The organism is Shewanella sp. MF05960 (assembly GCF_050849305.1).
Lineage (GTDB): Bacteria > Pseudomonadota > Gammaproteobacteria > Enterobacterales > Shewanellaceae > Shewanella.
In genome coordinates this window covers 215408-240531 of sequence record NZ_JBOZPS010000005.1, presented here as the reverse complement: position 1 = coordinate 240531, position 25124 = coordinate 215408, and the positions used below count along the sequence as shown (strand labels likewise).

The window sequence follows — 25124 nt, the reverse complement described above, 5'->3', positions numbered from 1 at the left end:
GGGTATCGTTACAGTTAATTTGCTCTTCACTATCGAAAATACTCCATCTTAACCCGTTAAAAGTATTTACCTTCAATCAAAAAACGCGGAAGTGAATCACTTTCAACCGTTACTTCATTACCCATGTCATGCCACATGCACGCCATGCCGAGTAGTTGTAGGGGGATAAATGAATCGACAGGGGCATGATCTGGACCCGCTTCACTAATGTGGTAGCGTTCTTGCGCTTGCACGTTTTTAGCAAGTGCTTCATTAAAATCACAACCGACATCAAAAGTTGCTGGCGATAAAGCAGCTAGAGTTTCTAAGTATCCAAAAGCAATATATATCGCCCAGTCATCATTTTGCTTAACAGCCATTCCCATACACTCGTCAAGCAATTTTGGGTAATCTGCTTTGCTATGGTGATAAGCTTGAAATACTTCAACGAGCTTATAAGAAACAGGACCTGCTTGCGTAGCACTTTGTTTCATTGTTTCTATAGGGAAATTTGCCAAGCTATCCATACTTTCAGTATCGCGAGTGATCACCGCCAAAAAATAGGCATCAATCCATTGTGATGGAGCTGCACGTCCAGATTCTAACATCCCTTTACCATTCCATGTCACTTCAGGTAAATCATATATTTTAAAGGTAAGGTCTTGCTCTGGGTACTGTGCAAGCTTTAAGAACGCGGCGTACATTTTTGACGCATAACGTAGCCCACTAGCAGATTCATTTTCTATCTCTGGGGTTTGAACTTCCCAAGTAAGCCAGCGAGAGAAGTTTATATATTCTTGTGCATATCTAAGAAGGTTATCTCTATTCTTTATTATATTAATCGAACATCTATCTATTCTAGACCTTGACGTCAGAAGCCTTCGTTCTAGACTTACATTTTTGAAATTAGGGGTGTAATTTCGATTTAGCATTATTTACCTCCTTTTCATTCACGGGTATCAATTGCATTAAACACATTGGGATCTATATCGAATTCGCTAATTTCGACAGCTTCAACAACAGACTTACCAGAAGTACGGGTTATTGGTGTTTTAACATGTAAATACTGAACTTTATTTCTCTCAAACACGGCGTTATTAATAGCTTCAGCAGCTAAATAATCGGACTCTTTATTACTACCTGCCATTTTTTTAGTAATGGCTTCAGCATATTCCGTTGTGCCTTGTTGATAGTATTCATCACCAATTTTCATTTTACCTAATGGGCTACTGCCACCCTTGGCTTCAACAATAATGACATCGCCATTAGCATTTTTATACACCATATCAAAGTTACCCTTTACCGATGTAGAACTAGCTAAGCTCGTTGGGTGAATGCGAGTATAACCAGGGTACTGTATCTTAATCGCCGCATCTGCGGCCTTTTCTCCGATTTTTGCTAATTCATTGTTAAGCTTTGGTATTTGGTCATTATAACGTTTTGTTTCTTCTGGTGAAGCTTTTGCCTTGTGCTTATCTTGCTCTATTCTGCTCTATTCTGCTCTATTCTGCTCTATTCTGCTCTATTCTTCTCATAACAAAAATATTTAATCTCATATGAAACAAGCAATAAGTTTTCAGTACACCGACAGGTATATTGTATTGTTCCTTTATGCAATATCACTCAGGCGGCAATTGACATGCTCTACAATTAAAATGTGACCTACCCTAGTTATTTGAAACGAGACTCGCTATCTTATGGATAAATAAGACTATAATTAATCATAGTATTGCTAAAGATAATCTTTATCATTCATAACCTCAACACGGAGAAGTACATGAAAATAAGTGCAAGAAATCAATTAAAAGGCACGGTTAAAGCAATCCAAACGGGTGCTGTTAACTCTGAAGTGACTATCGAATTAGCTGGCGGGGAACATATTGCATCGATTATCACTAACGAAGCGGTAAAATCACTTGATTTGAAAGTGGGTTCTACTGCATATGCAATTGTTAAAGCATCGAGCGTTATGCTTGCTGTTGATTAATGGTTAGATAAAGAACGTTAGCGCTATTTAACTGGTTTATGTTATCTATGCGCTTTATGTTAATCAGTCCGTATGTTTTACGCGTTAAATGCTGATAAACAACGGACTTTTTTACAAGTAACAGATGACACACTCAGTGTTATATTCGCCAATCGCTTGTAGATTCTGACGAGTCAATCCTCCCTAATTTTATACACCCGCCTTTCCCATAAATGGTCGTTTAGTGACATCCATATGCAGATTGAACATCAAAAAATAGCTCATATATCATAGAGAAAACAGACCTAACAGCGTAAACTGTTACTTCAGTTTTGAACAAAGAGAGCCAGACTTGTGATTAAATTCTCTGTTGATACACACGCCCATACTATCGCTTCTACTCATACATACAGCACGGTACATGATTATTTTTCAGTGGCTAAAAGCAAAGGAATAAAATTATTTGCGATAACCGATCATGGGCCCGATATGGCCGACGCGCCGCACTTTTGGCATTTTGTGAATATGCGAGTGCTACCTAGAATGATTGATGGTGTCGGTATGCTGCGTGGTATTGAAGCGAATATAAAAAATGAGCTTGGTGAAATTGATTTTTTCGGCAGCTATTTACAAGAACTCGATATTGTCCTGGCCGGCTTTCATGAACCGGTATTTCCGCCTTCAACGAAAGAAATACATACTCAAGCACTGATTAACTGTATTGAAAGCGGTCACGTTGACATTATCACCCATCCAGGCAATCCCAAATATCCTATCGACATTATGCGGGTGGCCAAAGCTGCGGCTCAACATAATGTCGCACTTGAAATCAATAACTCATCATTTTTAACCTCGCGCAACGGTAGCTTACCGAACTGCACTGCTATCGCGAATGCGGTAAAAAATGCTGGCGGTTTATTGGTGATGGGCTCTGACTCTCACGTTGCGTTTAGTCTAGGCGACTTTGATAAGTCCATTGAAGTGATTGAAACGGTCGATTTTCCAGTAGAGCGGTTATTGAATCGCAGCCCAGCGGCATTGTTATCTTTTTTAGCCTCTAGAGGCCACACCACGCTAGATGAATATGATGTACTGATTGATTAGTAATTTTATCGATCCATTCAATATCCTGTGGCGTAATGACTGCATATCAAAATTTAAACGCTGTTTAATTTTTTTAATGTTGCGACAACTTCAGTTTGAATACGCCATTATCCGAAGGATCCATCATGCATTTTACCAAAAACCGTATTGACGCACTCGATACACGCACCCGTGCACACTTTATTAATTCATTGTCGGGTTTTAAGAGCGCAAATCTCATCGGCACCCAAGATGCTCAAGGCCAGACTAATTTATCGATAGTGAGTTCGGTTATTCATTTAGGCGCTAATCCGCCACTTGTGGGCATGATAATACGGCCCCATAGCGTGGCTCGACATACGTTTGAAAATATTCTACAAACCGGTGTTTACACCATCAACCAGGTTAATCAGTCTATTTACTCTCAAGCCCATCAAACTTCGGCTCGTTACGACAGAGAAGAATCAGAGTTTGATGCCACTGGATTAACGGCAGAATACCTCATGGATTTTCAAGCGCCATTTGTAAAACAAAGTCGTCTTAAATATTCAGTCAAATTGGTAGAGCATCAACATTTAGCCATTAATGGAACTGAGTTCGTTATAGGTGAAATCATGGATGTGTATGTAGATGATAACGCGGTTGAAGCCGACGGATTTATTGATTTACACGCCCTCGAAACCGTTGCAATCACTGGGCTTGATAGTTATCACACAACGACTAAGCTGGCTCGTTTACCTTACGCTAAAAAATAATGCTGAAGTTTAACAAAGAAAAATCCGATTCAAATGACATTTGAATCGGATTGTTTATCTCTTTTTATGATAATAAAAAAGCAGTTATGAGATTGTGTTACTTGTTACTTGTTACTTGCCACTTTTTATTTCGAAGTTGCAGCTGGTACTGGCGTTAAAAAGTGTTGTTTTACCGCTTCTGCCATAAGCTTTGGTGGAATTAATCCTTGCTCTAATACAAAGTTATTAAAGGCTAAACGGTCGAACTTATCACCTAGGGCTAATTCTACATCGGCTCTAATTTCAAGTAATCGCGATAAACCGTAGAAGTAACTGCCCGCCTGCCCCGGCATACGCATGGTATAACGGTCGACTTCTTGTTTTACTGCCGCTTTTGAAAAAACCACATCATTACTGAGTAGATTATAAGCTTGCTCTTTAGTGGTTAAGCCTAAGTTGAGCATGGGGTCTAACATGGCACGAGCATTACGTAATAGGCGATGTTGCAGTGCAATCAATTGGCCTTCAATCGGTAAATATGGCAGCATTTCTGCTTCTGCATACAGTGCCCAACCTTCAACGTTAACGCTATTAAACGCATAATACACTCGGGCTAATGACACGCCCTGCTCTAGCATTACCGCAAATTGTAACTCATGGCCTGGCCTGCCTTCGTGAGCACTTAATGTGTAAGCGACAGCATCAAAGTTAAAATCATCATAAGCTGCATCGCCGCTTAACGCGGGGTTACCCGTGGTCAATACAAATTGACCTTGTTCACCCGTGTTACCAATAAACGGAGGTGGTAACATATGAGGCGCCGGACTGCCCGCTGCTTCTGCATCGCTGGCAAGGCGCATTATCATGTTACGCTTAGGTAAGTTGACAACGGCTTTATCGCTAATAATAGCTTCTAATTTTGTATTAATTTCACGGTAGTGATTTTCAATTTTATCATTCGATAACGATTGCTTTTTAAGCGCTCTTATCACATCACGATAGTCACTTGAAGGCATATCAAACTTTGCGGCCACTAACGGCGCTAATGCTTGCATGTTGGCTTTGGTGATCATGTAGCTTGCTTTAGCGCTCTCAATCAACAAGTTAGGGTCAATATCAATCCCAGCACTTTTAAGCTTTAATGCATAAATATCAGACGGCAGTTTGTAGTCAGTACGAGCATTAGGAATAACTGTTTTTTCGGCCCATTGACGGTAATCGGTAATTTGTTGCTGCAATAGCGCGAGGTTATCATCTGCCTGGCTGAATTTATTTTTATCAAAAAGCTGTTGTAAACCCTGGAGTAAGGTGTCTGTTCTGGCTAATGCTTGCTCAACTTCTTCTTTAGTTGGGCCGAGCAATGATTTATTGCTTAACGCCTTTTCAAACAACGTTTTAGCTTGCTCAGTTAATGCTACCTGGCCATTTTTACCGACATAACAAGCCAAACGCGTCATCGCAGCCTGTTTACGACTGTCTGCCATTTGCTCATCGAGTAATGCTGACACCCCACTAAAAATGATTAACGGTACATCAACCCAAGGCAGCATGTATTTGTCGTCTAACTGCCCTGACAAAATGGTTTGATCTATATTATCAATAATAATATTAAGATCCTGGCGCACGGGTAAAAGGGTTTCTGTTTCAAGCGCTTTTAATAATGTTTTTTTACTGCTGTTAAGCGTTTGAATATACTTATCTTGTTGTGCTTTTGTAATACTGCTACACAGATTATCAGCTTCTGTTATGCCAATAGAACTGGCCATTTCTGGCTGAAACTGACTTGTTATCTGAATTTGTTTATTGGTGTATTGATTACTAATATCAACCCATGAACCGGCCGAAGCCGTGATTGGCATTAACATCAACAGTGGGAGGATTGCGGAGATTTTTTTACCCGACATAGAAGAAGTCCTTTTGATTTGGCCTTTATTTAGCACATTATCTGGTTTATTCATTTAGCCTAATACTATAACTGAAATTCAACCTGAATAGAGAAACAGCCCATTAACTAATCTGTAACGAATAATTATCAACACATCTGCTTGATAATAAAATCTTTATTGAAAGATTCGATTGTAAATCTGATTACAGAATTGAGCTTATTGATGCTACAATTTGCCAAACGCATTAGCGTAAAATAATCACATCATTCACACACGTTAAAGAACAATAATAGAGTCAAGTTGAATACACTCAAAACGATATATAAAGCAATCAACAAGTCTCAATTGCTCTGTGCAATTTTAGGCCTGTTTTTCTTTATTCAAATCGTTTCTGTGCCCTTTTCTGTATGTGACGATCGTGACAGTGATAATTATCATGAGTCTTACACAACAGCGAGCGAACCTTATCAACTCACTGACTCTGATACCAAAATTGATGGATGTTACAGCCTCAATCTTATCGAATCTGAACATGACACGTGTATTGAGCAGTGTGAACATTGCAGTTGTTGCCAATATTTTCCACCTTGGCTTGATGTTCAATCCCACGCTGCACAGCTCAGTTTGATTGTAGGTCATGGTATTAACCTCATTGATTCTAAAATCATTATTGTTGCCAAAAATATCTACCGCCCGCCAATTGCTTAACCTTTAACTCACTCTCGACCGTCAAAACGGCCACACCTATTTAGTTGATTAAAGGGTTTAACTACTCATGTTTATTCATTACTCCTTGCTACGTAAAATATTTTTACGCAGTTGCGCAGTGTCGTTATCATTTTTGCTGATAACTAACGCAAACGCACAAACAGACACGCAATTATTGTCCTTAGACACCGCCGCGAAAATGACCTTGCAACGTCATCCACAATTGCACGTGTTTAAATGGCGCCAACAAGCATTAGAGGGCCAACGTTTAAGCGCCGATCAAGCCGCAGCTTATGAATTAGCCGTTGAGGCAGAAAACATCCTGGGCACCGGTGATTACTCAGGATTAAGTGCCATTGAAATGACATTAGCACTCTCGTCTTTAATTGAGCTTGGTGATAAACGAGCGGCGCGCACCAATGTTGTTGATACCAGTTACGCCTATGTAGAAGCACAAAGAAAAGCGGTGTCATTGGATTTATTAGGTGAAATGACTCAAGTTTTCATTACCACGTTGGCGTTGCAACAAAAACATCAACTGGCACAAGATGCAGCAGATTTAGCCAACACGACTTATCAGCAAATCCAAAGCCGGGTGAATAAAGGCGCTACGGCAAAGGTTGATGCATTACGGGCTAAAGCGAGTATGTTGAATGCCCAACTTGTTACTGCCGAGTTATCTGCACGACTTGATAGCCAAAAAATGTTGTTAGCAAGCTATATGGGCCAGCAACAGCCAACTTTTGAACAAGTCAGTGGAAATTTGTTTGCATTTAACTCCGTTGAATCTTTTGACTCATTGTATCAACGAGTTGAAGCATCACCGGCCATTGAGATGTATGCCACCCAAGAGCGTATTCGTGAAGTTGAATGGCAATTAGCTAAAAGTCAGTCCACTGCCGATATTCGTTGGCAAGTCGGGATAAAGCATACGCAACCTAACGGTGATAATGCCTTAATGGTGGGGTTTTCAATGCCATTATTTGCTGGTGAACGAAACCGTGGCAACCTGCAATCGGCAAACGCGGCGATAAATGAAGTGAGTGTCGAAAAAGCCGCATTGCTTGTCGCGTTGCGCACTCGATTATTTCAGGCTTATCGCAGTCGTGAGCAGCAAGTCAACACCGTAAAAAGCCTTCAACAAAACATTATTCCGCTGCTCACTGAATCATTAACCTACACCCAGCAAAGCTATCAAAAAGGCCGTTATCGCTATGCGGACTTGGTATTGGCACAACAAGAACTACTTGATGCGCGCTTATCACTAATTGATGCGGCAACCTCAGTGCTCTTAAACCAGGCCATGATTGAGCAATTAACAGCGCAATCATTAGCAACGCATTAATCCGTTTGATGCTTACGTTTTTAAGATAATGGAACAAATTAGATTATGAAAAATATCACATTACTACTCTGCCTAATATTGGCATTTCCTTACGCAGCTTGGGGCTCAGACGAACATGGGCATGATGAACATGATGTTCATGAAAAACAGCAAAACAAAGATGAGCATGGCCATGATGAACATGACGAACATGATGAACATGATGAGGAAGGTGTTAGACACGCCGAAATTGATGCGGATATTGCCCAACGTATTGGTATTAACACCGCAGAGGTGACATCTGGGACGATTGAAAAAACCATTCGCGCGTTTGCTAAGGTCAGCGTTGCACCAAATAACACTGCCAACATCAGTGCACGATTCCCTGGCGTCGTCACAGAGCTGTATGCCACCCTTGGCGATACTGTCGCGAAAGGCGCAAATGTTGCCAAAGTGGAGTCGAATGACAGCCTTCAACCTTATACTATCAAAGCGCCAATCGCTGGAGTGATACAAGCGCAATACGTCAATATCGGTCAAACCACGGACGATAAATCGTTAATGTTAATCGTCAATCACGATGTGCTTTGGGCTGATGTAAACATCTTCCCAATGGATCGCAGCAAAGTACACGTCGGTCAATCGGCTACTTTGCATGGCAATCATCAAACCTTTAAAGGCAAAATCAGTCATTTATTACCCTCAACGGATGCACACGCAGTCACTCACGCAAGAGTAAAAATTGACAATCAACAGGGTCAGTTTATGCCGGGTGACATGCTGTCGGTCAACATCGCAGTAGATGAAATGCCAGTGCCGCTTTTGGTGGTAAACGGGGCAATTCAGGAAGTCGACAATCAACAAGTGGTGTTTATCAAACAAGGTGAACGCTACGAGTTAAGGCCTATTACATTGGGTTACAGTGACGACAGATACACTCAAGTGATCTCTGGATTGGCATTAGGTGAGCAATATGTCGCTGAAAATAGCTATCTTATCAAAGCAGATATCGAAAAGTCAGCGGCTGCGCACCACCATTAAGGAGAAACACCATGTTTGAAAAAATTGTTCGTTTCTCTGTAGAACGACGTTTGTTAATGCTGTCGATGATCTTAGTGTTAATCGGTGTGGGTTTGTGGAGTTATCAGCGCTTACCGATTGATGCTGTGCCCGACATCACCAATGTTCAAGTACAAATCAATACTGAAGCGCCCGGCTTTTCGCCATTAGAAATTGAGCAGCGGATCACCTTCCCGGTTGAGTCTGCGCTCTATGGCGTACCGCACTTAAGTTATAGCCGTTCGATTTCTCGTTACGGATTATCTCAAGTCACCGTGGTGTTTGAAGATGGTACTGACATTTATTTCGCACGTAATTTGATTAATGAACGCTTGAGCTCTGTGAAAGGTCAGCTGCCTGTGGGGATAGAACCCATTATGGGACCTATCGCGACAGGGTTAAGCGAAATATTTATGTACACGATTGATGCTTTACCGGGAGCCACTCAACCAGATGGTTCTGCTTGGGATGCCATTGCCCTTCGTGAAGTACAAGAATGGATTATTAAACCACAATTAGCTCAAGTTCAGGGCATTGTGGAAGTGAATACCTTTGGCGGTTTCAACAAGCAATATCATGTATTACCCGACCCAAGACTGTTATTGCAACATGGCGTGTCTATGGAAGGTGTGGCTGAAGCATTACGCGCTAACAATAGTAATCGCGGTGCTGGATACATCGAAAAAAATGGACAACAACTGTTAGTTCGCTCGCCTGGGCAACTGAGTTCAATTGAAGAAATAGAACAAATTGTCGTGGGCTTGCAAGGTACAGAGCCGGTATTAATTAGTGATGTTGCCGAAGTGGCGATAGGTAAAGAGCTGCGTACCGGTGCTGCGACTCGAAACGGTCAAGAAACCGTGCTTGGCATGGCGATGATGCTCATTGGTGAAAACTCGCGGACAGTGTCGCAAGCTGCTGCGGCAAAACTAGAAGCGATTAAGCCATCACTACCCGAGGGTGTAACGGTCGATGTGGTTTATAACCGAACCACACTCGTCGACAAAACCATTGATACGGTAAAAACCAACCTGTTAGAAGGTGCACTGCTAGTCATTATTGTGCTGTTTCTATTAGTCGGTAATATTCGCGCCGCGTTGATTACCGCGGCTGTTATCCCGTTATCGATGCTTGCTACTATAGCTGGAATGGTACAAACCGGTGTTTCGGCTAATTTAATGAGCCTAGGCGCACTGGACTTTGGCCTCATTGTCGATGGCGCGGTGATTATTGTCGACAACTGTGTTCGACGTTTATCACTGGCTCAACAACAAAATGGCGCACTTTTAGTCCTTAAAGAGCGATTGAAATTAGTAGTCGATGCCACGCTTGAAGTCATTCGTCCAAGTTTGTTTGGCGTGGCTATCATCACTGTGGTGTACATCCCTATTTTCAGTCTGTCGGGTGTTGAGGGTAAAATGTTCCATCCAATGGCCATCACGGTCATAATGGCATTATTAGCTGCAATGGTAATTTCAATTACTATCGTACCTGCCGCGGTTGCGTTGTTTTTACGCGGTGAAATCAGTGAAAAAGAAAGTCCGCTGATTAACGGCGCCAAAGCGATTTATCGGCCATTATTGGAGTGGGTGCTTAATTGGCGCTGGCTTGTTGTGTCATGCACCACCGTGTTATTTGCCATTTCATTTTGGCTGCTCACTCAAATGGGATCGGAGTTTGTACCAGAGCTTGATGAAGGTGACATTACTTTGCATGCTATGCGCATTCCAGGCACAGGGCTTGAACAAGCGATAATCATGCAAGCGCAAATTGAACAACGCTTACAGCAATTTCCGGAAGTGGCTAAAACCTTTGCCAAAATTGGCACTCCAGATGTTGCAACCGATCCTATGCCGCCCAATATAGCCGACAGTTTTGTTATTTTAGCGCCGCGTGAACAATGGCCCGATCCCAGCAAGCCTAAAAACGACTTAATTGAAGAGTTAGAAGCGGCATTACGTGAATTACCAGGTAATAACTACGAGTTTGCCCAACCGATTCAAATGCGATTTAACGAATTAATTTCAGGCGTTAGAGCTGATTTAGGTATCAAAGTCTTTGGTGATGACCTTGACCAGTTATTGCAAACTGCCAATGACATTAATCAAGTGGTGTCGAGTGTTGATGGCGCTACCGACATCAGTATTGAACAGGTAACGGGTTTACCGATGTTATCGATTGTGCCAAAACGGATGGCATTATCGCGCTACGGCCTTAACATCAAGGAATTGCAAGATTTAGTCGCGACCAGTATTGGCGGTGAAACGGTAGGACAAATCTACCAGGGCGACCGACATTTTGAGCTGGTCGTTCGGTTACCCGAAGCCATTCGTGTGGATATCGACAACCTGCAATATCTGCCAGTACCATTACCCAATGGCGGTTATGTGCCGTTAAATGAAGTGGCAACAATAGTAACCAAACCCTCTCCGGCTCAAATTAGTCGAGAAAATGGTAAGCGAAGTATTGTGGTGACCGTGAATGTGCGAGATCGCGACCTTGGCAGTTTTGTCGCTGAAGTTAAACAACGTATAAGCTCTGATGTTAATGTACCGAGTGGATATTGGCTTGATTTTGGTGGCACCTTTGAACAACTAGAATCTGCCAGTAACACATTGACCATAGTGATCCCGGTGACCTTGTTGGTTATATTTGGCTTACTGATGATGGCGTTAAATTCGTTTAAAGATTCGCTCATCATCTTTACCGGCGTGCCACTGGCGCTTACTGGCGGTGTGTTGTCACTTTGGTTACGAGACATGCCACTGTCTTTATCCGCTGGGGTCGGTTTTATTGCGCTTTCTGGGGTTGCGGTGTTGAACGGCTTAGTGCTGGTAACGTTCATTCGTCAACTCTGGAGTGAAACCGGTGATTTACGCAGTGCTATTATCGATGGGGCTAATATTAGATTACGCCCAGTATTAATGACTGCATTAGTTGCCAGTTTAGGTTTTGTGCCTATGGCGCTGAATATCGGCACAGGTGCAGAGGTTCAACGACCTTTAGCAACAGTGGTAATTGGTGGGATAATTTCATCAACCCTACTCACCTTACTGGTGTTGCCGGTGTTGTATCAGTGGATCCATCGACGAGATCCTAAGCCGAGTCGCGATTAAACAAGTAGCTAACGACTTTCTATTAAATACTAATGATTGATGATTGATAGATTTAGTCTAATAAGCTGAAATATATAGTAAAATAAACAAAAACCGCAACGATAACGTTGCGGTTTTTTTATGTGAATTTAATGGTCTATTGAAACATCATTAACTTTATTCAGCTTAAAAAGCAAAGTCTTCACTGTCTAGTGCCATCATCGAATCAACACCGTTAGCTATACACGCTGCATGACCTTTTGCTCTAGGTAACATACGTTGGATATAAAATTGTGCAGTTTTGATTTTAGCTTCATAGAAAGCTGTCTCTGTGGTGCCCGCAGCCAGTTTATCTTGCGCAACTTTAGCCATTTTAGCCCAGAAGAATGCAAGCGTGACATAACCTGCAAACATCAAGTAATCAACAGAAGCACCGCCGATTTCGTCAGGGTTCTTCATTGCTTTGCCACCAATGAATACGGTCAGCTCATGCCACTCTTTTGCATACGCCATGATAGGTTTAATAAACTCAGCCATGGCTGGGTTATCCATGTTTTGCTGGCAAAATACAGTCACATCTTTAGAGAAAGGTTTTAACACTTCGCCTTGAGTACCAATAATTTTACGGGCTAACAAATCAAGTGCTTGAATACCGGTGGTGCCTTCGTATAGACAACTGATTTTTGTGTCACGCATCAGCTGTTCCATGCCCCACTCTTTAATAAAGCCATGACCACCAAAAATTTGCACACCGTGGCTGGTACATTCAAAACCAAGTTCTGATAAAAAGGCTTTGGCAATAGGCGTTAGCAAAGCAAGCTTGGTTTCAGCATCGGCTTTAACGGCCTCGTCTTTTTCAGCATGCCCAATATCCACCAATTGCGCTAGATAAGAAATTAACGCACGGCCACCTTCTGCAATCGACTTTTGGGTCAATAGCATTCTTCGCACATCTGGATGAACAATGATTGGATCGGCTGGGCCGTTAGGATTTTTAACACCACTAATTGAACGCATTTGTAGACGGTCTTTAGCATACGCTAACGCGCCCTGGAATGACGCTTCAGCGGCTGCAACCCCTTCACTTGCTACGCCAATACGTGCAGCATTCATAAAGGTGAACATGCATTTTAGGCCGCGATTAGGTTCGCCAATAAGGTGACCTGTTGCGCCATCAAAGTTGATCACACACGTAGCGTTACCATTAATACCCATTTTGTGTTCAATAGAGCCACAATTTACGCCATTGCGATCAGAAATAGTGCCGTCTTCATTAACGTTAAATTTCGGTACGATAAACAGCGAAATACCTTTATTACCTTCTGGCGCACCTGGAATACGTGCAATAACGATGTGGACAATGTTATCTGATAAATCATGCTCACCGGCGGAAATAAAGATTTTAGTGCCGCTTAATGAATAAGTGCCGTCGGCTTGTAATTCAGCCTTGGTGCGCAACATGCCTAAATCGGTACCACAATGTGGTTCTGTTAAACACATGGTGCCGGTCCACTTACCTTCAACAAGCTTAGGCATAAATTGTTGTTTTTGGGCATCTGTACCATGCGCTTCAATAGTCGCGAGCGCGCCATGACTTAAGCCTGGATACATCGCGAAACTGTGGTTAGCACTGGAAAACATCTCAGCGATACTGATGTTGAGAGAATGTGGTAAACCTTGGCCGCCAAACTCTTCAGATTGCGATAATGTTGGCCATCCACCTTCAACATATTGTGCATAGGCTTGTTTAAATCCATCTGGTGTGGTGACAACCCCATCCTTCCATGTACATCCTTGCTGATCGCCAATTTGATTTAATGGCGCTACAACTTCTTCAGTTAATTTAGCCGCTTCAGCAATAATGGCATCAACCATATCAAGGCTGGCATCTTGATACCCTAAATGTTGATAGTGCGCTTCGCACTCGAGCAATTCTTGCATAACAAATTTAACATCACGGATGGGGGCTTTGTATTTAGGCATTGTTGCTCTCCAAATGAGTCTTTAAACATTAATGGGTTAGAAATAAGTCGATACCTTTATAGCATCCACTCAAAATAGCGTATCTCTGATGCTAAATTAACTTTAAGTATTATCCAAATGCATAATAATTATATGTACACATTCGTCATAATTATAGTTAGCAGTGGGTTTCATCCATAAAAAGCCTAACCATCCACGCTTCGTATAACCTACTAATCAACACTCAACGACTAAATTTGAGTAAAAACACTAGTTTACTGCCCTATTATTCATTATATGAATAGTTGCTTATTAAAATAATTGATTTGTTTAATGTTGTAACACGCCCTAGCATGATTTGGCGGTTAATTGTTCACTATAAGTGGTAATTTCGTATTTTCAGGATAAGTTTTCGATCAGAAATTTGAGAAGAAAATGTTGTGCTGTTGATTCCCCTTGTTGTTATTGAATATAGCTGTTTTACAAAGATCGATAATTACACATTACAAACAAGAACGCTTAAGCGTCGTATATATCTTTGGTAATTCAACGTATTAGTTAAGCTTGTTTAATAGCAATTAGTCTTTATCTGGGGAAATAAATGAATAATAAATCACAGATTTTTAAGTACTCTGTTCTTTCGTTAGCGGTGTTGGGTGTACTCAGTTCAACCGCTTATGCCGATGATGAGAAGCCAATAAAAAAAGATGACGATATGGAACGTATTGTTGTCACCGCCTCAAAAAGAGCAAAAGGATTACAAGAATCACCTGTTGCAATCACTGTGGTCAGCAGTAAAGCCATTGAACAGGCCAAAGTCATGGACATTGATGACTTACAAACTTTAGTGCCCACCTTACGTGTTACCCCATTACAGCGTTCAACCAATACTAACTTTGCCATTCGTGGTTTTGGTAATGGTACCAATAACACCGGTATTGAGCCCTCTGTTGGGGTATTTATCGATGGTGTTTATCGCTCACGCGCAGCAGCTCAAATTGGTGACTTACCAAGACTGCAACAAATTGAAGTATTAAGCGGCCCGCAAAGTACCTTGTTTGGTAAAAATGCTTCAGCAGGTGTCATTAGTGTCAGCACACGCGAGCCGGCCTATTACCAGGAAGGTAAAATTGAAGCGGGTATTGGCAATTTTAACCAAAGAGTAATGAAAGGTTATTACACCAATGGCATAACCGATAATTTGGCCTTTAGTGTCTCGGGCGGTTTTAATACTCGTGATGGTTATACAGAATCGGTTTCGGGTTTAGGTGATATTAACGACAAAGATCGTTGGAATGTGCGTGGACAAGCTCTGTATGAACCGACTGAAGATGTAAAACTGCGCTTAATCGCAGATTACAGCAAAATAAACGAGGCATGTTGTACGGTTGAAAACTCAATCAATGGACCAACTACCGGTGCTGTACGGGCATTAGGTGGAGTGGATTTAGACGAAACCAGCTCTTTTGCATATAAATCAGCATTGAACTCAGACCCCATCAACAACGTTAAAGACGGCGGCGTATCACTGCAACTGGATGTTGATTTTGACGGTTACTCATTTACCTCAATCAGTGCGGTACGTAATAACGAATCTGATTTTATGAATGATGTTGATTACACCTCTTTGGATATTCTCAACGAAGGTGGCTATACCGACATTGATACCATGACTCAGGAATTTCGCCTCGCATCAACGGACGAACGTCAATTAGAGTGGATGTTTGGTGCATTCATATTCCATGAAGAAGTCACTACAGGCGACACGTTGTATTACGGCAATGACATGAGAAATTACTTTGATGTCCTCATGTCAGCAGGTGGCGCACCAGGTTTGCTCTCGGGTGTAGAAGGCGCTTATGGTCTTGATGCTGGCACATTTTTTTCAGGTAACACGGCAGTCAGTTCAGAGTTTAAACAAGACAACGATGCGTATTCTTTATTTGCCAGTTTTGATTACCACATTAATGACCAATTCACGGCAATTTTTGGTGTGAGTTATACCAATGACCAAAAAGAAATCACCATTTCTCAAAACCATAACGATGTGCTTTCTGCGCTTGATTTAGCCACCGTACCGACATTATATGGTGTGCCTATTGGTAACATTCCACAACTTGCTCCTGCAGTACCTGTATTAGAAAGTCTGCAATTTTTACCGCCGATGTTAGGTTTGCCTAATGCGGCAGAAAACAATGAGTCCGATGACAGTAAAGCCACTTGGTCTATGCGTTTGGCTTATGAAATCAATGACAATATTAACGTTTTTGCAACAGCAGCAACGGGCTTTAAAGCCACATCGTGGAATTTATCGCGTTATTCAAGTCCTTTTGCTTCAGATCAGGCTGCAATAGAAACCGCAGGTATCGCACTGCCGAATCAAGTTTATGGTGGCCGCTATGCTTCACCTGAAGAAGCCATGGTGTATGAGATTGGCATTAAAACCCAATTTGAAAATGGCTCGTTTAACGCAACAATATTTGACCAAACTATCGAAGGTTTCCAATCATCAATCTTTATTGGTACGGGATATGTGCTAGCGAATGCGGGCAAACAAAGCACCAAAGGTATCGAGTTTGATTCAAATTATAACTTAACCGACGATTGGTCATTTACATTGGCAGGTACTTTCCTTGATCCAATTTATGACTCGTTTGAAGGAGCATCTGGTTTAGACGGCCCAGTTGATTTGTCTGGTGAAAAACCTGCGGGTATTCATGAAGTGAGTATCACTGCCGGGATTGTCTATAACTTTGAAGTGTTTAATGGTGCAGATGGTTATGTTCGTACAGATTATCTCTACGAAAGCGATGTTAAAGTTGCCGAAAATACCCCTGAATCTCTTTCGCGTGAAGTCAATACGTTTAATGCCAGTACAGGCTTGGCCTTCGATAATGGCCTAAGTTTGCAACTGTGGGTGCGTAACTTAACCAATGATGAGTATTTATTATCGGCCTTCCCACCTCCAATTCAGGCGGGCAGCTTTAATGGGTACCCAAATCAACCACGTACTTTTGGCGCGAACATTTCGTACCAGTTTTAATTAACCCAACCGTCTGTAACGTCAGTAAGCATATTGCCGACGTTACAGATTTTTGACCGTAAGAAACTCATTTATGCCTGAAAAACAGGTATAGCCTTAATGATAAATAACAATAAGAGTTGTCACTATGTCTATAGAATCTATTTTAAAAAACCGTTATTCAGTTCGTGCATTTCAAGACAAGCCAGTGCCTGACAATGTCTTAAAACAAATCTTTTCTAGTGCGCAACTTTCACCCTCAAATTGTAATGTCCAACCTTGGCAACCGTGTGTGGTGTCTGGTGCGACAAAAGATAAGCTAAAAACCAAGTTTATTGAAACCTTGATGAGCGGCGCCTCACCTAACCCAGATTTCAACTGGTTACCGCAATATCAAGGAGTACATCGCGATCGTCAATTTGGTTCAGCGAATGCGCTGTATAGCTCAGTCGGTATCGCTCGCGAAGATAAAAAAGCCCGTCAAATGGCGATGGTACGCAACTGGCAATTTTTTGATGCCCCTCATGCGGTGTTTTTTACCATGGACAAGTATTTAGACATTATGGGTGCCGTCGATTTAGGCATTTACGCGCAAACGTTATCGTTAATTATGGCAGAACACGGCGTGTCTAATTGTATGCAAGGCGCGCTGGGGCAATTCCCTGATCCCGTTCGTGAAATCTTAGGCCTACCTGACGAACGCGGCATTCTATTTGGCATGTCATTTGGTTACGCCGATGACACGGCACTTGTCAATAATACCCGTACCGAACGTGAAGCACTTGGCACTGCGGTTACCTTTTTCGAATAACCCACTTTATTTGGCTCGACTTGACTCAGTTTATATTCAGTATGGAGATGGCATATGTCACTAGCGCATCATTATATCGACGTCGATGGTGTTAACATTCATTATGTTGAGTCAAGTCCTCAAGCATCTCAGCCGATTGAAACATTAGTTTTTTTACATGGATTTCCAGAATATTGGGGAACATGGCGTAAACAACTGGCATTTTTCGGCCAACAATATCGGGTAATCGCACCCGACTTACCCGGATATCACCTTAGCGACAAACCCACTGATGCCGCGTTTTATGCCGTGCCAAACCTGATTGGCTTTATGGGTAAATTTATTGGCGCGATAAGTCCAAATCATCCCGTAACCTTAATTGCCCATGATTGGGGCGGCGCAATTGCCTGGCCGTTAGCCGCGTTTAACGCCTCGTTGTTAACTCGTTTAGTGATATTAAATGCAGCGCATCCGAGTACCTTTACCCGTGAGATGATCAACAACTCAAATCAGCGCAGTAAAAGTGCTTATATTCATGAGCTTATTGGAGCAGAAGCGGAAAACCTACTAACACAAGATGATTACCGTTACTTAGTCGATAAGATTATGCAGAGCCAACAACCGGCTATTTTTACCCCTGACGTGTTAGATGCCTATCGGCAAGTCTGGCGACAACCGGGGGCGATAAATGGCATGTTGCAATATTATCGTGCCATGCCACAACTTGCGCGTAACGACACCCAGACTGATGTTAAGCATGACACCAACGTCTCTTCATGCGATCAGGTTAAACACACTTCAGAGCTAAAAATACCTAATATTCGCATTAATCTGCCCACTCTTGTGCTGTGGGGCGAGCAAGATTTGGCATTCGTGAATGAAAACCTCGATGGCTTAATTGAATATGTGCCGAACTGCACCATTAAACGCTTTTCTCAAACCAGTCACTGGATCCAACATGAAAGACCCAACGAAGTAAATAAGGCAATAAGTGATTTTTTAACTTCAATACAATAATAACAAAAAGGTAATTTATGACGGCTACTCAATTTACACCAAACCGTGCTGCGGTATTTGAAGTCAGCAAAAATGATCTCCAAACCACTCGGGTGATCGATGTCGATATCACTACGCCAATGGCGCACAACGAAGTGTTATTGCGGGTCGATAAATTTGCGCTAACAGCCAATAATATCAGCTACGGTATTGCCGGTGATGCCTTAGGATATTGGCGTTTTTTCCCGTCAAATGAACCTCAACATTGGGGACGCTTGCCCGTGATGGGCTATGCCGAAGTAATTAAATCAAAAAACGATCAGATATTAGTGGGCGAACGAGTGTGGGGATTTATGCCTATGGCGACCCACCTGATTATTCTGGCAGGACATGTTTCGCAGTATGGTTTTAGTGATGTTAATCCTTGCAGAGAAGGCTTATCTCCGGTTTACAATCATTTCGATCGCGTGGGTGCTAATCCCTTTTATCGCGAGCAAAACGAAGACTACGATATTTTATTGCGCGGATTATTGACCACATCCTGGTTGGTTGACGACTTTATGTTCGACAACCAGTATTTTGCTGCCAAACAATACCTGATTACCAGTGCATCAAGTAAAACCAGTATTGCCCTTGCTTACTGCATCAAACAGCGGGGTGAACGTCCCGCCATCGGCATCACCTCACAGGCGAATAAAGCCTTTGTGGAGTCACTTGGTTGTTACGATAAGGTCATCAGTTATCAACAAATAACCGAGCTAGACCCAACAGTAGCATCAATACTCGTCGACATGGCTGGCGGTAAAACCACTTTAGCGGCTATTCACCATCATTTTAGTTCACAGCTCACCTACTCTTGTCGCATTGGGGCTACACATCACAACGACATCGATATCAGCCAAGCAGGTGCAGAAACCAATCTTCCTGGCGCGACGCCGACATTCTTTTTTGCCCCGACACAGCTTAAAAAACGCAGTAAAGATTGGGGCACAACAGAAACGATGAAACAAATGAGCCTCGCATTGCTCGGTTATATCGACTTTTGTAAGGGCAATATCTCGACTCATCATATACACGACCTCAAGCAAGTTAACGATGTTTATCAAACGGTGTTAGCAGGTACTGCCGATGCTTCGGTGGGTATCGTCGTTAACCCAAATGGTGTGTGCAAATAGCCAGGTTATAGCGCTGGCAATGCGACCTGTTAATGAATAAACAAACAAATTTAAAACGGATGTTTTCCCTAACTATTGCCTAGCTTTTACCTTTATTAGCTAAGGTTTATCGTTTTTACTAGAGGTTATTATGGACAATATGGAACTGATAACGTTGGTCAACACACAAATTATTCCAGTGTGTATCTTCTTGATTATGATGGGAATGGGTTTGTCGCTGGTGGTCAATGATTTTAAACGCGTCATAAAATACCCCAAAGCGGTAGCCATTGGGTTAACGAATCAACTCTTACTGCTTCCAATCATAGGGTTTGCGCTGGCCAGTATCATGCCATTAGAGCCTGAATATGCGGTGGGTGTCATGCTATTAGTGTTATGTCCTGGTGGCACGACATCGAACATGTTTTCACATTTGGCCAAAGCGGATGTCGCCTTGTCTGTCACCATGACTGCGGTCGCCAGTTTAATCACAGTGTTTACTATTCCTGTTGTGCTCAATTTCTCGCTTATTCACTTTATGGGTGAAGGCAGCGAGTTTCAGTTACCCATTATGGCTACCATGATCAGTCTAATGAAACTCACCATTGTACCGATAGCGGTGGGCATGTTAATCAGGCGATATGCGCCAAAGCTAGCAGAAAGCACACAAGTGCACGTGTCACGTTTCGGTATTTTATTTTTAACCTTACTGATTATCTTTTTGACTTATATTCAACAGGATATTGTTATCCCAGCACTGATTGCAGCTGGTCCCGTGTCTATTATCCTCAATATTTCAACCATGCTGTTGGGTTATTACTCGAGTAAATGGTTTGGCCTTAACTTTGCTCAACGTACTTCAATTACCATTGAGGTGGGCTTGCAAAACAGTACGTTATCAATGTTTATGGCACTTACACTGCTCGCTAATTATAAAATGTCATTCACACCAGCCATTTACACGCTTACCATGCTATTTACGGCAAGCGTTTTAGTCGGTATGTTAAACACTAAATACATCAAAGCTAGACAGCTAAGGGCGTCTATCGCCCAAAGCTAGGGTTAAGATGCTTTGAAACAGAGTGAAAACAACTTAAAACACATAATAACAATCGCTTAAAAACAACAATAACGTGAAAAACATTAGGTGAAGTATGCAATTAGTTAACGTAACGATTGAAAATAACGTTCATATCATCAGCTTAAATAATGGCAAAGTGAATGCCATATCACCTGAAGTGATTGAACAACTTAATAGTGCTTTAGATGCTGCAGAGCAGCAAGCAGCCGTGGTAATTCTCACCGGTCAAGCAGGTATATTCTCTGGCGGCTTTGATTTAAAGACCATGAAGCAAAGCTCAGAGGCTGCTATAGCACTGGTCACCGCCGGTTCTAGCTTGTCACGCAGAATGTTAGCCTTTCCAACGCCTATTATTGGTGTATGCAGCGGTCATGCAATCGCTAAAGGTGCATTTCTAATGCTCAGTTGTGATTATCGAATAGGCTGTGCTGGTGAATTTAAAATTGGTTTAAACGAAGTCGCTATAGGCATGACAATGCACCAGGCCGGCATTGAAATCGCCCGTAATCGCATTCCAACACACTACCTTACTCGCGCGGTCATTAATGCAGAATTATTTAGCCCAGAAACAGCCGTTGAAGCGGGCTTCTTAGATAACGTAGTTGAACCAGATCAATTAATGAGTACTGCCATGATGGTCGCAAAACACATGCAAACCCTCAATATGACCGCTCATCACGGAACTAAGCTCAAAATGAGGCAAACAATATTGGCCGCGCTTGATGCTGCAATCATTGAAGACCGTAATATCACCCTGACTTTGTAACTAGCGCGCTGTAAATAAGCGCTAACAATTGTTAGCAATCTAGTTAAACCAACATTAGAACGATAAAAACAACTATAAGGACATAGACATGACCACACCAAAAACCTACAAAACCTTAAGCGTTGATATTAATAACAAAGTGGCGCACATCATCTTAACCAGACCCGATGCGTTAAATTCAATGAATGTCGATTTTTGGCATGAATTCCCGAGTGTAATCCACGACATCAATAATCAGTCGGCAGCAAGAGCTATTGTGATTTCATCTACCGGCAAGCACTTTTCTGCGGGGATGGATTTAGCGGTATTTAGTGCCAACACTGGCGCAGATAAAATGGAGTTAGGCCGTAAACACGAGCAATTACGCCGTTTAGTGCTTAAATTGCAAGACTGCTTCACGGTATTAGAATCTGTACGTATGCCAGTGTTAATGGCCATTCAAGGTGGTTGTATTGGCGGCGCGGTAGATATGGTCACCGCGGCCGATTGCCGATACTGCACCAGTGATGCCTTTTTCAGTATCGAAGAAACCAAACTCGGCATGACCGCCGATGTCGGGACATTACAACGTTTACCTAAGCTTATCTCTATCGGTTTAGTCAAAGAGCTTGCCTACACAGGTCGCAGAATGCCAGCGGCAGAAGCCAAACAAGCTGGTTTAGTCAATCAAGTATTTGACGATCACGCATCAATGCTCAGTGCAGTGCTTGCCATCGCAGAAGACATTGCCTCTCGTTCGCCCCTCGCGGTAGCCGGTTGTAAAGAGATGATTAACTATGCACGCGATCACAGCGTTGCAGACAGCCTTAATTATATGTCTGTCTGGCAAAGTGGCATGTTCCAACCGCAAAACGATATGATGGAAATTTTCAAAGCTAAAGCGCAAAATCGAACGCCAGAATTCGAAGAACTGGCTCAAATAAACCCAACAACAATATTCTAAATATTATGGATTAAACACACTGTTTGTTATCAAAAAATACAAACAAAACACTCTAGGGTGATTTTATTTGATAGCAAAAGTGCGTTATCCATTAGAGACATTATGACTAAACCACTGATCAACCTAGTGCATGCTAATGGCTTTCCAGCTGGGAGCTATAAAACTTTTCTGGCTGAATTTGAGGCAGATTATCGTACTGTCGCTCATAACCAATTTGGCCACAATGCGCTATATCCTATTCATAGCAACTGGCAACACCTTGTCACTGAACTTGTTGATTTTATAAAGAAGCAGCAGGAACCCGTGATTTGTGTGGGTCATTCATTTGGCGGCGTTATTTCATTTATTGCGGCCTGCCAACACCCCGAACTGTTTCGAGGGTTAGTGATGTTAGACCCGCCAGTGGTCACGGGGGCATTTTCTCACTTACTCAACGTGATTAAACGTACACCCTATATTGATAAATTATCTCCAGCGGGTAAAGCGAAAACAAGACAGAACCAGTGGCCAGAAAACACCAATTTAGTTGATTATTTTTCACAGAAAACATTGTTTAAAAACTTCGACCCACGTTGCTTACAAGACTATGCAACATCCAGTGTTGTGCTGCGCAATAAACGCCTTGAGCTGACTTTCTCTCCTGCAGTAGAAGCAGACATATTCAGGCATTTACCGACCAACCTGGTTAAATACAAAAACAAGTTAACCGTACCTGCAAAGCTGATTTATGGCGAAAAAACCAATATCTTCCCGATTAAACATTTTGTGCGTTTCGCCAAACTCAATGATATTGAATTAATCGCATTGCCTAATGGCGGCCATATGTTCCCATTAGAGCAACCTGAAAACACCGCGGCCATGGTCAAAGAGATGATTAAAGATTGGTAACACGCGAGAGACAGTGTTGATTAAATAGCAGTAAGGAATAAGGAGTAAGGAGTAAGGAATAGCTATGATAAAGCCTACGACATTGTTAACCGCCCTAACCTGTGGCTTGGGATTAAGTTTTTCTGTGTTCGCGTTACCGTTAGAGAAAATACAACTCCCACAGGGATTTAGTATTGATATTTACGCTGAAAATATCGAAAACGCACGCCAAATGTCGCTGGGCGACAAAGGCACGGTATTTGTGGGCAGCCGCAAGGCTGGCAATGTTTATGCACTTATTGACAGTGATAATGATGATAAAGCCGATAAACAAATCGTTATCGCTAAAGATTTGTTTATGCCATCAGGTTTAGCATTTCATAATGGCAGTTTGTATGTGGCTGAAGTCGATAAAATTTGGCGTTACCCTAATATTGAAAACAGCTTACCGAATATTCCAACGCCTGAGTTGGTTTACGATAAGCTGCCCAATAAAGCCCATCATGGTTGGAAGTTCATTGCCTTTGGGCCAGATGGACACTTGTATATTCCCGTGGGCGCACCCTGTAATGTGTGTGAAAGTGAGCTGCCTTTCGCGTCCATCTTAAAACTCAATATCGACACCAAACAAACTACTATTGTCGCTAAAGGTGTGCGTAATAGCGTTGGGTTTGATTTTCACCCCGTTACCGGCGATTTATGGTTTACCGATAACGGCCGTGACATGATGGGCGACGATTTACCCGATGATGAACTTAATCATGTCACTCAAACTGGGCAACACTTTGGTTTTCCCTATTTACACAACACTGACATTAGCGATCCTGATTTTTCCAACACCAAAACCGCCAAACTGAACACACCTCCGGCATTAACCTTAGGCGCTCATGTTGCGGCATTAGGCATGGAGTTTTATCAAGGGACACTATTCCCAACCACATATCACCATTCAATATTCATTGCCCAACACGGCTCGTGGAATCGCACGAACAAAGTCGGTTATAGCATCATGCAAGTGGTCCTTGAAGGAAATAAGGTGATCGACTATCAACCCTTCGCTACCGGCTGGCTTGACGGCGAACAAAGCTGGGGCCGCCCTGTTGATGTAATGACCTTAACAGACGGCTCTATTTTAGTATCAGATGACTTTGCCAATGCAGTGTATCGGATTAGTTATACTAAACAGTAACAGCACGTTAAGCCATATCTCGTAGATGATAGAAAATTACTAACCTCTTTCTCGTCGTCCCGGCAGTGCTGTTGAGCCGGGACCCAGGTGTTTTTTTGCTTTTAGTTTTGGCTAAGATATGCGTGAACTGCAGACTTTACAAAATCAAACCAATAATTCGCGTCCTAGACTTAATTGACATACCGAATATTACATTAGGAGAAAAGCGGGTTGGAAGGTTTTATTTTATAAAAGTTTACCCTGAACTGACTAAATTGAATTTTCAAACTTCGTTTGAAGTAAGATCGCAAGGTTCCACCCTGCACAGGCCAAAAGGGGATCAACAGCAATCCCCTCTTGGATCACCCCTGCCGTTCCGGCAACATTTTCGCTTTTTCACCAAACAACAGCAGCGAAAAAATTGCGACGGAAATCTATCAAGCTTTTAACTCTATTTGGAATCGGCCTCGGCCTTATTCGAAAATGCTAACGCTTCAGATGGGGCGTCCCTTTCCCTCTAAAGCTAGCCAGACATCCATGT

At 42.3% G+C, this 25124-nt stretch carries 20 protein-coding genes; 16 read left to right on the top strand and 4 right to left on the bottom strand.

From position 1 onward, the window contains the following. Positions 1-56 precede the first annotated feature (56 nt). The gene (locus tag ACROAE_RS07235) at positions 57-911 is read right to left on the bottom strand and encodes an immunity 49 family protein (protein ID WP_432400318.1); all 855 of its coding nucleotides are present in this window, start codon (positions 909-911) and stop codon (positions 57-59) included. 14 nt (positions 912-925) lie between these two features. Further along, entirely contained in the window at positions 926-1264 is a 339-nt protein-coding gene (locus tag ACROAE_RS07230; RefSeq protein WP_432400317.1) for a hypothetical protein, read from the bottom strand. Between the two features lie 492 nt (positions 1265-1756). On the opposite strand from ACROAE_RS07230, the gene ACROAE_RS07225 reads away from it, so the two are divergent. The 3 genes from ACROAE_RS07225 (at position 1757) to ACROAE_RS07215 (ending at position 3783) form a co-directional block, all read left to right on the top strand. Next, the gene (locus tag ACROAE_RS07225; protein WP_432400316.1) at positions 1757-1966 is read left to right on the top strand and encodes a TOBE domain-containing protein; all 210 of its coding nucleotides are present in this window, start codon (positions 1757-1759) and stop codon (positions 1964-1966) included. 336 nt (positions 1967-2302) lie between these two features. Next, positions 2303-3049 (top strand): phosphatase, encoded by a 747-nt coding sequence (locus tag ACROAE_RS07220; protein ID WP_432400357.1) that lies wholly within the window; start codon positions 2303-2305, stop codon positions 3047-3049. Between the two features lie 125 nt (positions 3050-3174). Beyond that, complete coding sequence (locus ACROAE_RS07215; protein WP_432400315.1) at positions 3175-3783, top strand: flavin reductase family protein; 609 nt, start codon at positions 3175-3177, stop codon at positions 3781-3783. A 125-nt stretch (positions 3784-3908) separates the two neighbouring features. Here the strand turns inward: ACROAE_RS07215 and ACROAE_RS07210 are convergent, their stop codons facing one another. Further along, positions 3909-5666, bottom strand: a complete 1758-nt coding sequence (locus tag ACROAE_RS07210; protein WP_432400314.1) for a DUF885 domain-containing protein — start codon at positions 5664-5666, stop codon at positions 3909-3911. Between the two features lie 282 nt (positions 5667-5948). Here ACROAE_RS07210 and ACROAE_RS07205 point away from each other — a divergent pair, with 282 nt between their 5' ends. The 4 genes from ACROAE_RS07205 to ACROAE_RS07190 all read left to right on the top strand — a co-directional run bounded on the left by ACROAE_RS07205 (position 5949) and on the right by ACROAE_RS07190 (position 11855). Next, a complete protein-coding gene (locus ACROAE_RS07205) occupies positions 5949-6356 on the top strand; it encodes a hypothetical protein (RefSeq protein ID WP_432400313.1) in 408 nt (135 codons plus the stop codon). A gap of 67 nt (positions 6357-6423) precedes the next feature. Further along, positions 6424-7701, top strand: a complete 1278-nt coding sequence (locus ACROAE_RS07200; protein WP_432400312.1) for a TolC family protein — start codon at positions 6424-6426, stop codon at positions 7699-7701. Between the two features lie 45 nt (positions 7702-7746). Next, positions 7747-8721 (top strand): efflux RND transporter periplasmic adaptor subunit, encoded by a 975-nt coding sequence (locus ACROAE_RS07195; protein ID WP_432400311.1) that lies wholly within the window; start codon positions 7747-7749, stop codon positions 8719-8721. Positions 8722-8732: 11 nt separating this feature from the next. Next, a complete protein-coding gene (locus tag ACROAE_RS07190; protein ID WP_432400310.1) occupies positions 8733-11855 on the top strand; it encodes an efflux RND transporter permease subunit in 3123 nt (1040 codons plus the stop codon). Positions 11856-12020: 165 nt separating this feature from the next. Here the strand turns inward: ACROAE_RS07190 and ACROAE_RS07185 are convergent, their stop codons facing one another. Beyond that, complete coding sequence (locus ACROAE_RS07185) at positions 12021-13817, bottom strand: acyl-CoA dehydrogenase C-terminal domain-containing protein (protein ID WP_432400309.1); 1797 nt, start codon at positions 13815-13817, stop codon at positions 12021-12023. Between the two features lie 580 nt (positions 13818-14397). Here ACROAE_RS07185 and ACROAE_RS07180 point away from each other — a divergent pair. From ACROAE_RS07180 to ACROAE_RS07140, 9 genes are all read left to right on the top strand, one after another. After that, on the top strand, positions 14398-16839 hold the full coding sequence (locus ACROAE_RS07180; protein WP_432400308.1) for a TonB-dependent receptor: 2442 nt from the start codon (positions 14398-14400) through the stop codon (positions 16837-16839). Positions 16840-16966: 127 nt separating this feature from the next. Beyond that, positions 16967-17629 (top strand): nitroreductase, encoded by a 663-nt coding sequence (locus tag ACROAE_RS07175; protein WP_432400307.1) that lies wholly within the window; start codon positions 16967-16969, stop codon positions 17627-17629. Between the two features lie 54 nt (positions 17630-17683). Beyond that, positions 17684-18625: an alpha/beta fold hydrolase gene (locus ACROAE_RS07170; protein ID WP_432400306.1), complete on the top strand. Its 942-nt coding sequence runs from the start codon at positions 17684-17686 to the stop codon at positions 18623-18625. A 17-nt stretch (positions 18626-18642) separates the two neighbouring features. Further along, a complete protein-coding gene (locus ACROAE_RS07165) occupies positions 18643-19779 on the top strand; it encodes a DUF2855 family protein (RefSeq protein ID WP_432400305.1) in 1137 nt (378 codons plus the stop codon). A 139-nt stretch (positions 19780-19918) separates the two neighbouring features. Next, a complete protein-coding gene (locus ACROAE_RS07160) occupies positions 19919-20818 on the top strand; it encodes a bile acid:sodium symporter family protein (RefSeq protein WP_432400304.1) in 900 nt (299 codons plus the stop codon). A gap of 94 nt (positions 20819-20912) precedes the next feature. Next, complete coding sequence (locus ACROAE_RS07155) at positions 20913-21605, top strand: crotonase/enoyl-CoA hydratase family protein (protein ID WP_432400303.1); 693 nt, start codon at positions 20913-20915, stop codon at positions 21603-21605. Positions 21606-21693: 88 nt separating this feature from the next. Further along, on the top strand, positions 21694-22548 hold the full coding sequence (locus tag ACROAE_RS07150) for a crotonase/enoyl-CoA hydratase family protein (RefSeq protein WP_432400302.1): 855 nt from the start codon (positions 21694-21696) through the stop codon (positions 22546-22548). Between the two features lie 102 nt (positions 22549-22650). Next, positions 22651-23436 carry an alpha/beta fold hydrolase gene (locus tag ACROAE_RS07145; protein WP_432400301.1) on the top strand — a complete coding sequence of 262 codons (786 nt, stop codon included), beginning with the start codon at positions 22651-22653 and terminating at the stop codon, positions 23434-23436. 64 nt (positions 23437-23500) lie between these two features. Further along, positions 23501-24604 (top strand): PQQ-dependent sugar dehydrogenase, encoded by a 1104-nt coding sequence (locus tag ACROAE_RS07140; RefSeq protein ID WP_432400300.1) that lies wholly within the window; start codon positions 23501-23503, stop codon positions 24602-24604. Positions 24605-25124: the final 520 nt, after the last annotated feature.

What these genes read in the sequence shown, in the direction of transcription:
- ACROAE_RS07235 (WP_432400318.1), bottom strand. Translation starts at nt 911, where the DNA reads ATGCTAAATCGAAATTACACCCCTAATTTCAAAAATGTAAGTCTAGAA.
- ACROAE_RS07230 (WP_432400317.1), bottom strand. Translation starts at nt 1,264, where the DNA reads ATGGTGTATAAAAATGCTAATGGCGATGTCATTATTGTTGAAGCCAAG.
- ACROAE_RS07225 (WP_432400316.1), top strand. Translation starts at nt 1,757, where the DNA reads ATGAAAATAAGTGCAAGAAATCAATTAAAAGGCACGGTTAAAGCAATC.
- ACROAE_RS07215 (WP_432400315.1), top strand. Translation starts at nt 3,175, where the DNA reads ATGCATTTTACCAAAAACCGTATTGACGCACTCGATACACGCACCCGT.
- ACROAE_RS07210 (WP_432400314.1), bottom strand. Translation starts at nt 5,666, where the DNA reads ATGTCGGGTAAAAAAATCTCCGCAATCCTCCCACTGTTGATGTTAATG.
- ACROAE_RS07200 (WP_432400312.1), top strand. Translation starts at nt 6,424, where the DNA reads ATGTTTATTCATTACTCCTTGCTACGTAAAATATTTTTACGCAGTTGC.
- ACROAE_RS07195 (WP_432400311.1), top strand. Translation starts at nt 7,747, where the DNA reads ATGAAAAATATCACATTACTACTCTGCCTAATATTGGCATTTCCTTAC.
- ACROAE_RS07190 (WP_432400310.1), top strand. Translation starts at nt 8,733, where the DNA reads ATGTTTGAAAAAATTGTTCGTTTCTCTGTAGAACGACGTTTGTTAATG.
- ACROAE_RS07185 (WP_432400309.1), bottom strand. Translation starts at nt 13,817, where the DNA reads ATGCCTAAATACAAAGCCCCCATCCGTGATGTTAAATTTGTTATGCAA.
- ACROAE_RS07180 (WP_432400308.1), top strand. Translation starts at nt 14,398, where the DNA reads ATGAATAATAAATCACAGATTTTTAAGTACTCTGTTCTTTCGTTAGCG.
- ACROAE_RS07175 (WP_432400307.1), top strand. Translation starts at nt 16,967, where the DNA reads ATGTCTATAGAATCTATTTTAAAAAACCGTTATTCAGTTCGTGCATTT.
- ACROAE_RS07170 (WP_432400306.1), top strand. Translation starts at nt 17,684, where the DNA reads ATGTCACTAGCGCATCATTATATCGACGTCGATGGTGTTAACATTCAT.
- ACROAE_RS07165 (WP_432400305.1), top strand. Translation starts at nt 18,643, where the DNA reads ATGACGGCTACTCAATTTACACCAAACCGTGCTGCGGTATTTGAAGTC.
- ACROAE_RS07160 (WP_432400304.1), top strand. Translation starts at nt 19,919, where the DNA reads ATGGAACTGATAACGTTGGTCAACACACAAATTATTCCAGTGTGTATC.
- ACROAE_RS07155 (WP_432400303.1), top strand. Translation starts at nt 20,913, where the DNA reads ATGCAATTAGTTAACGTAACGATTGAAAATAACGTTCATATCATCAGC.
- ACROAE_RS07150 (WP_432400302.1), top strand. Translation starts at nt 21,694, where the DNA reads ATGACCACACCAAAAACCTACAAAACCTTAAGCGTTGATATTAATAAC.
- ACROAE_RS07145 (WP_432400301.1), top strand. Translation starts at nt 22,651, where the DNA reads ATGACTAAACCACTGATCAACCTAGTGCATGCTAATGGCTTTCCAGCT.
- ACROAE_RS07140 (WP_432400300.1), top strand. Translation starts at nt 23,501, where the DNA reads ATGATAAAGCCTACGACATTGTTAACCGCCCTAACCTGTGGCTTGGGA.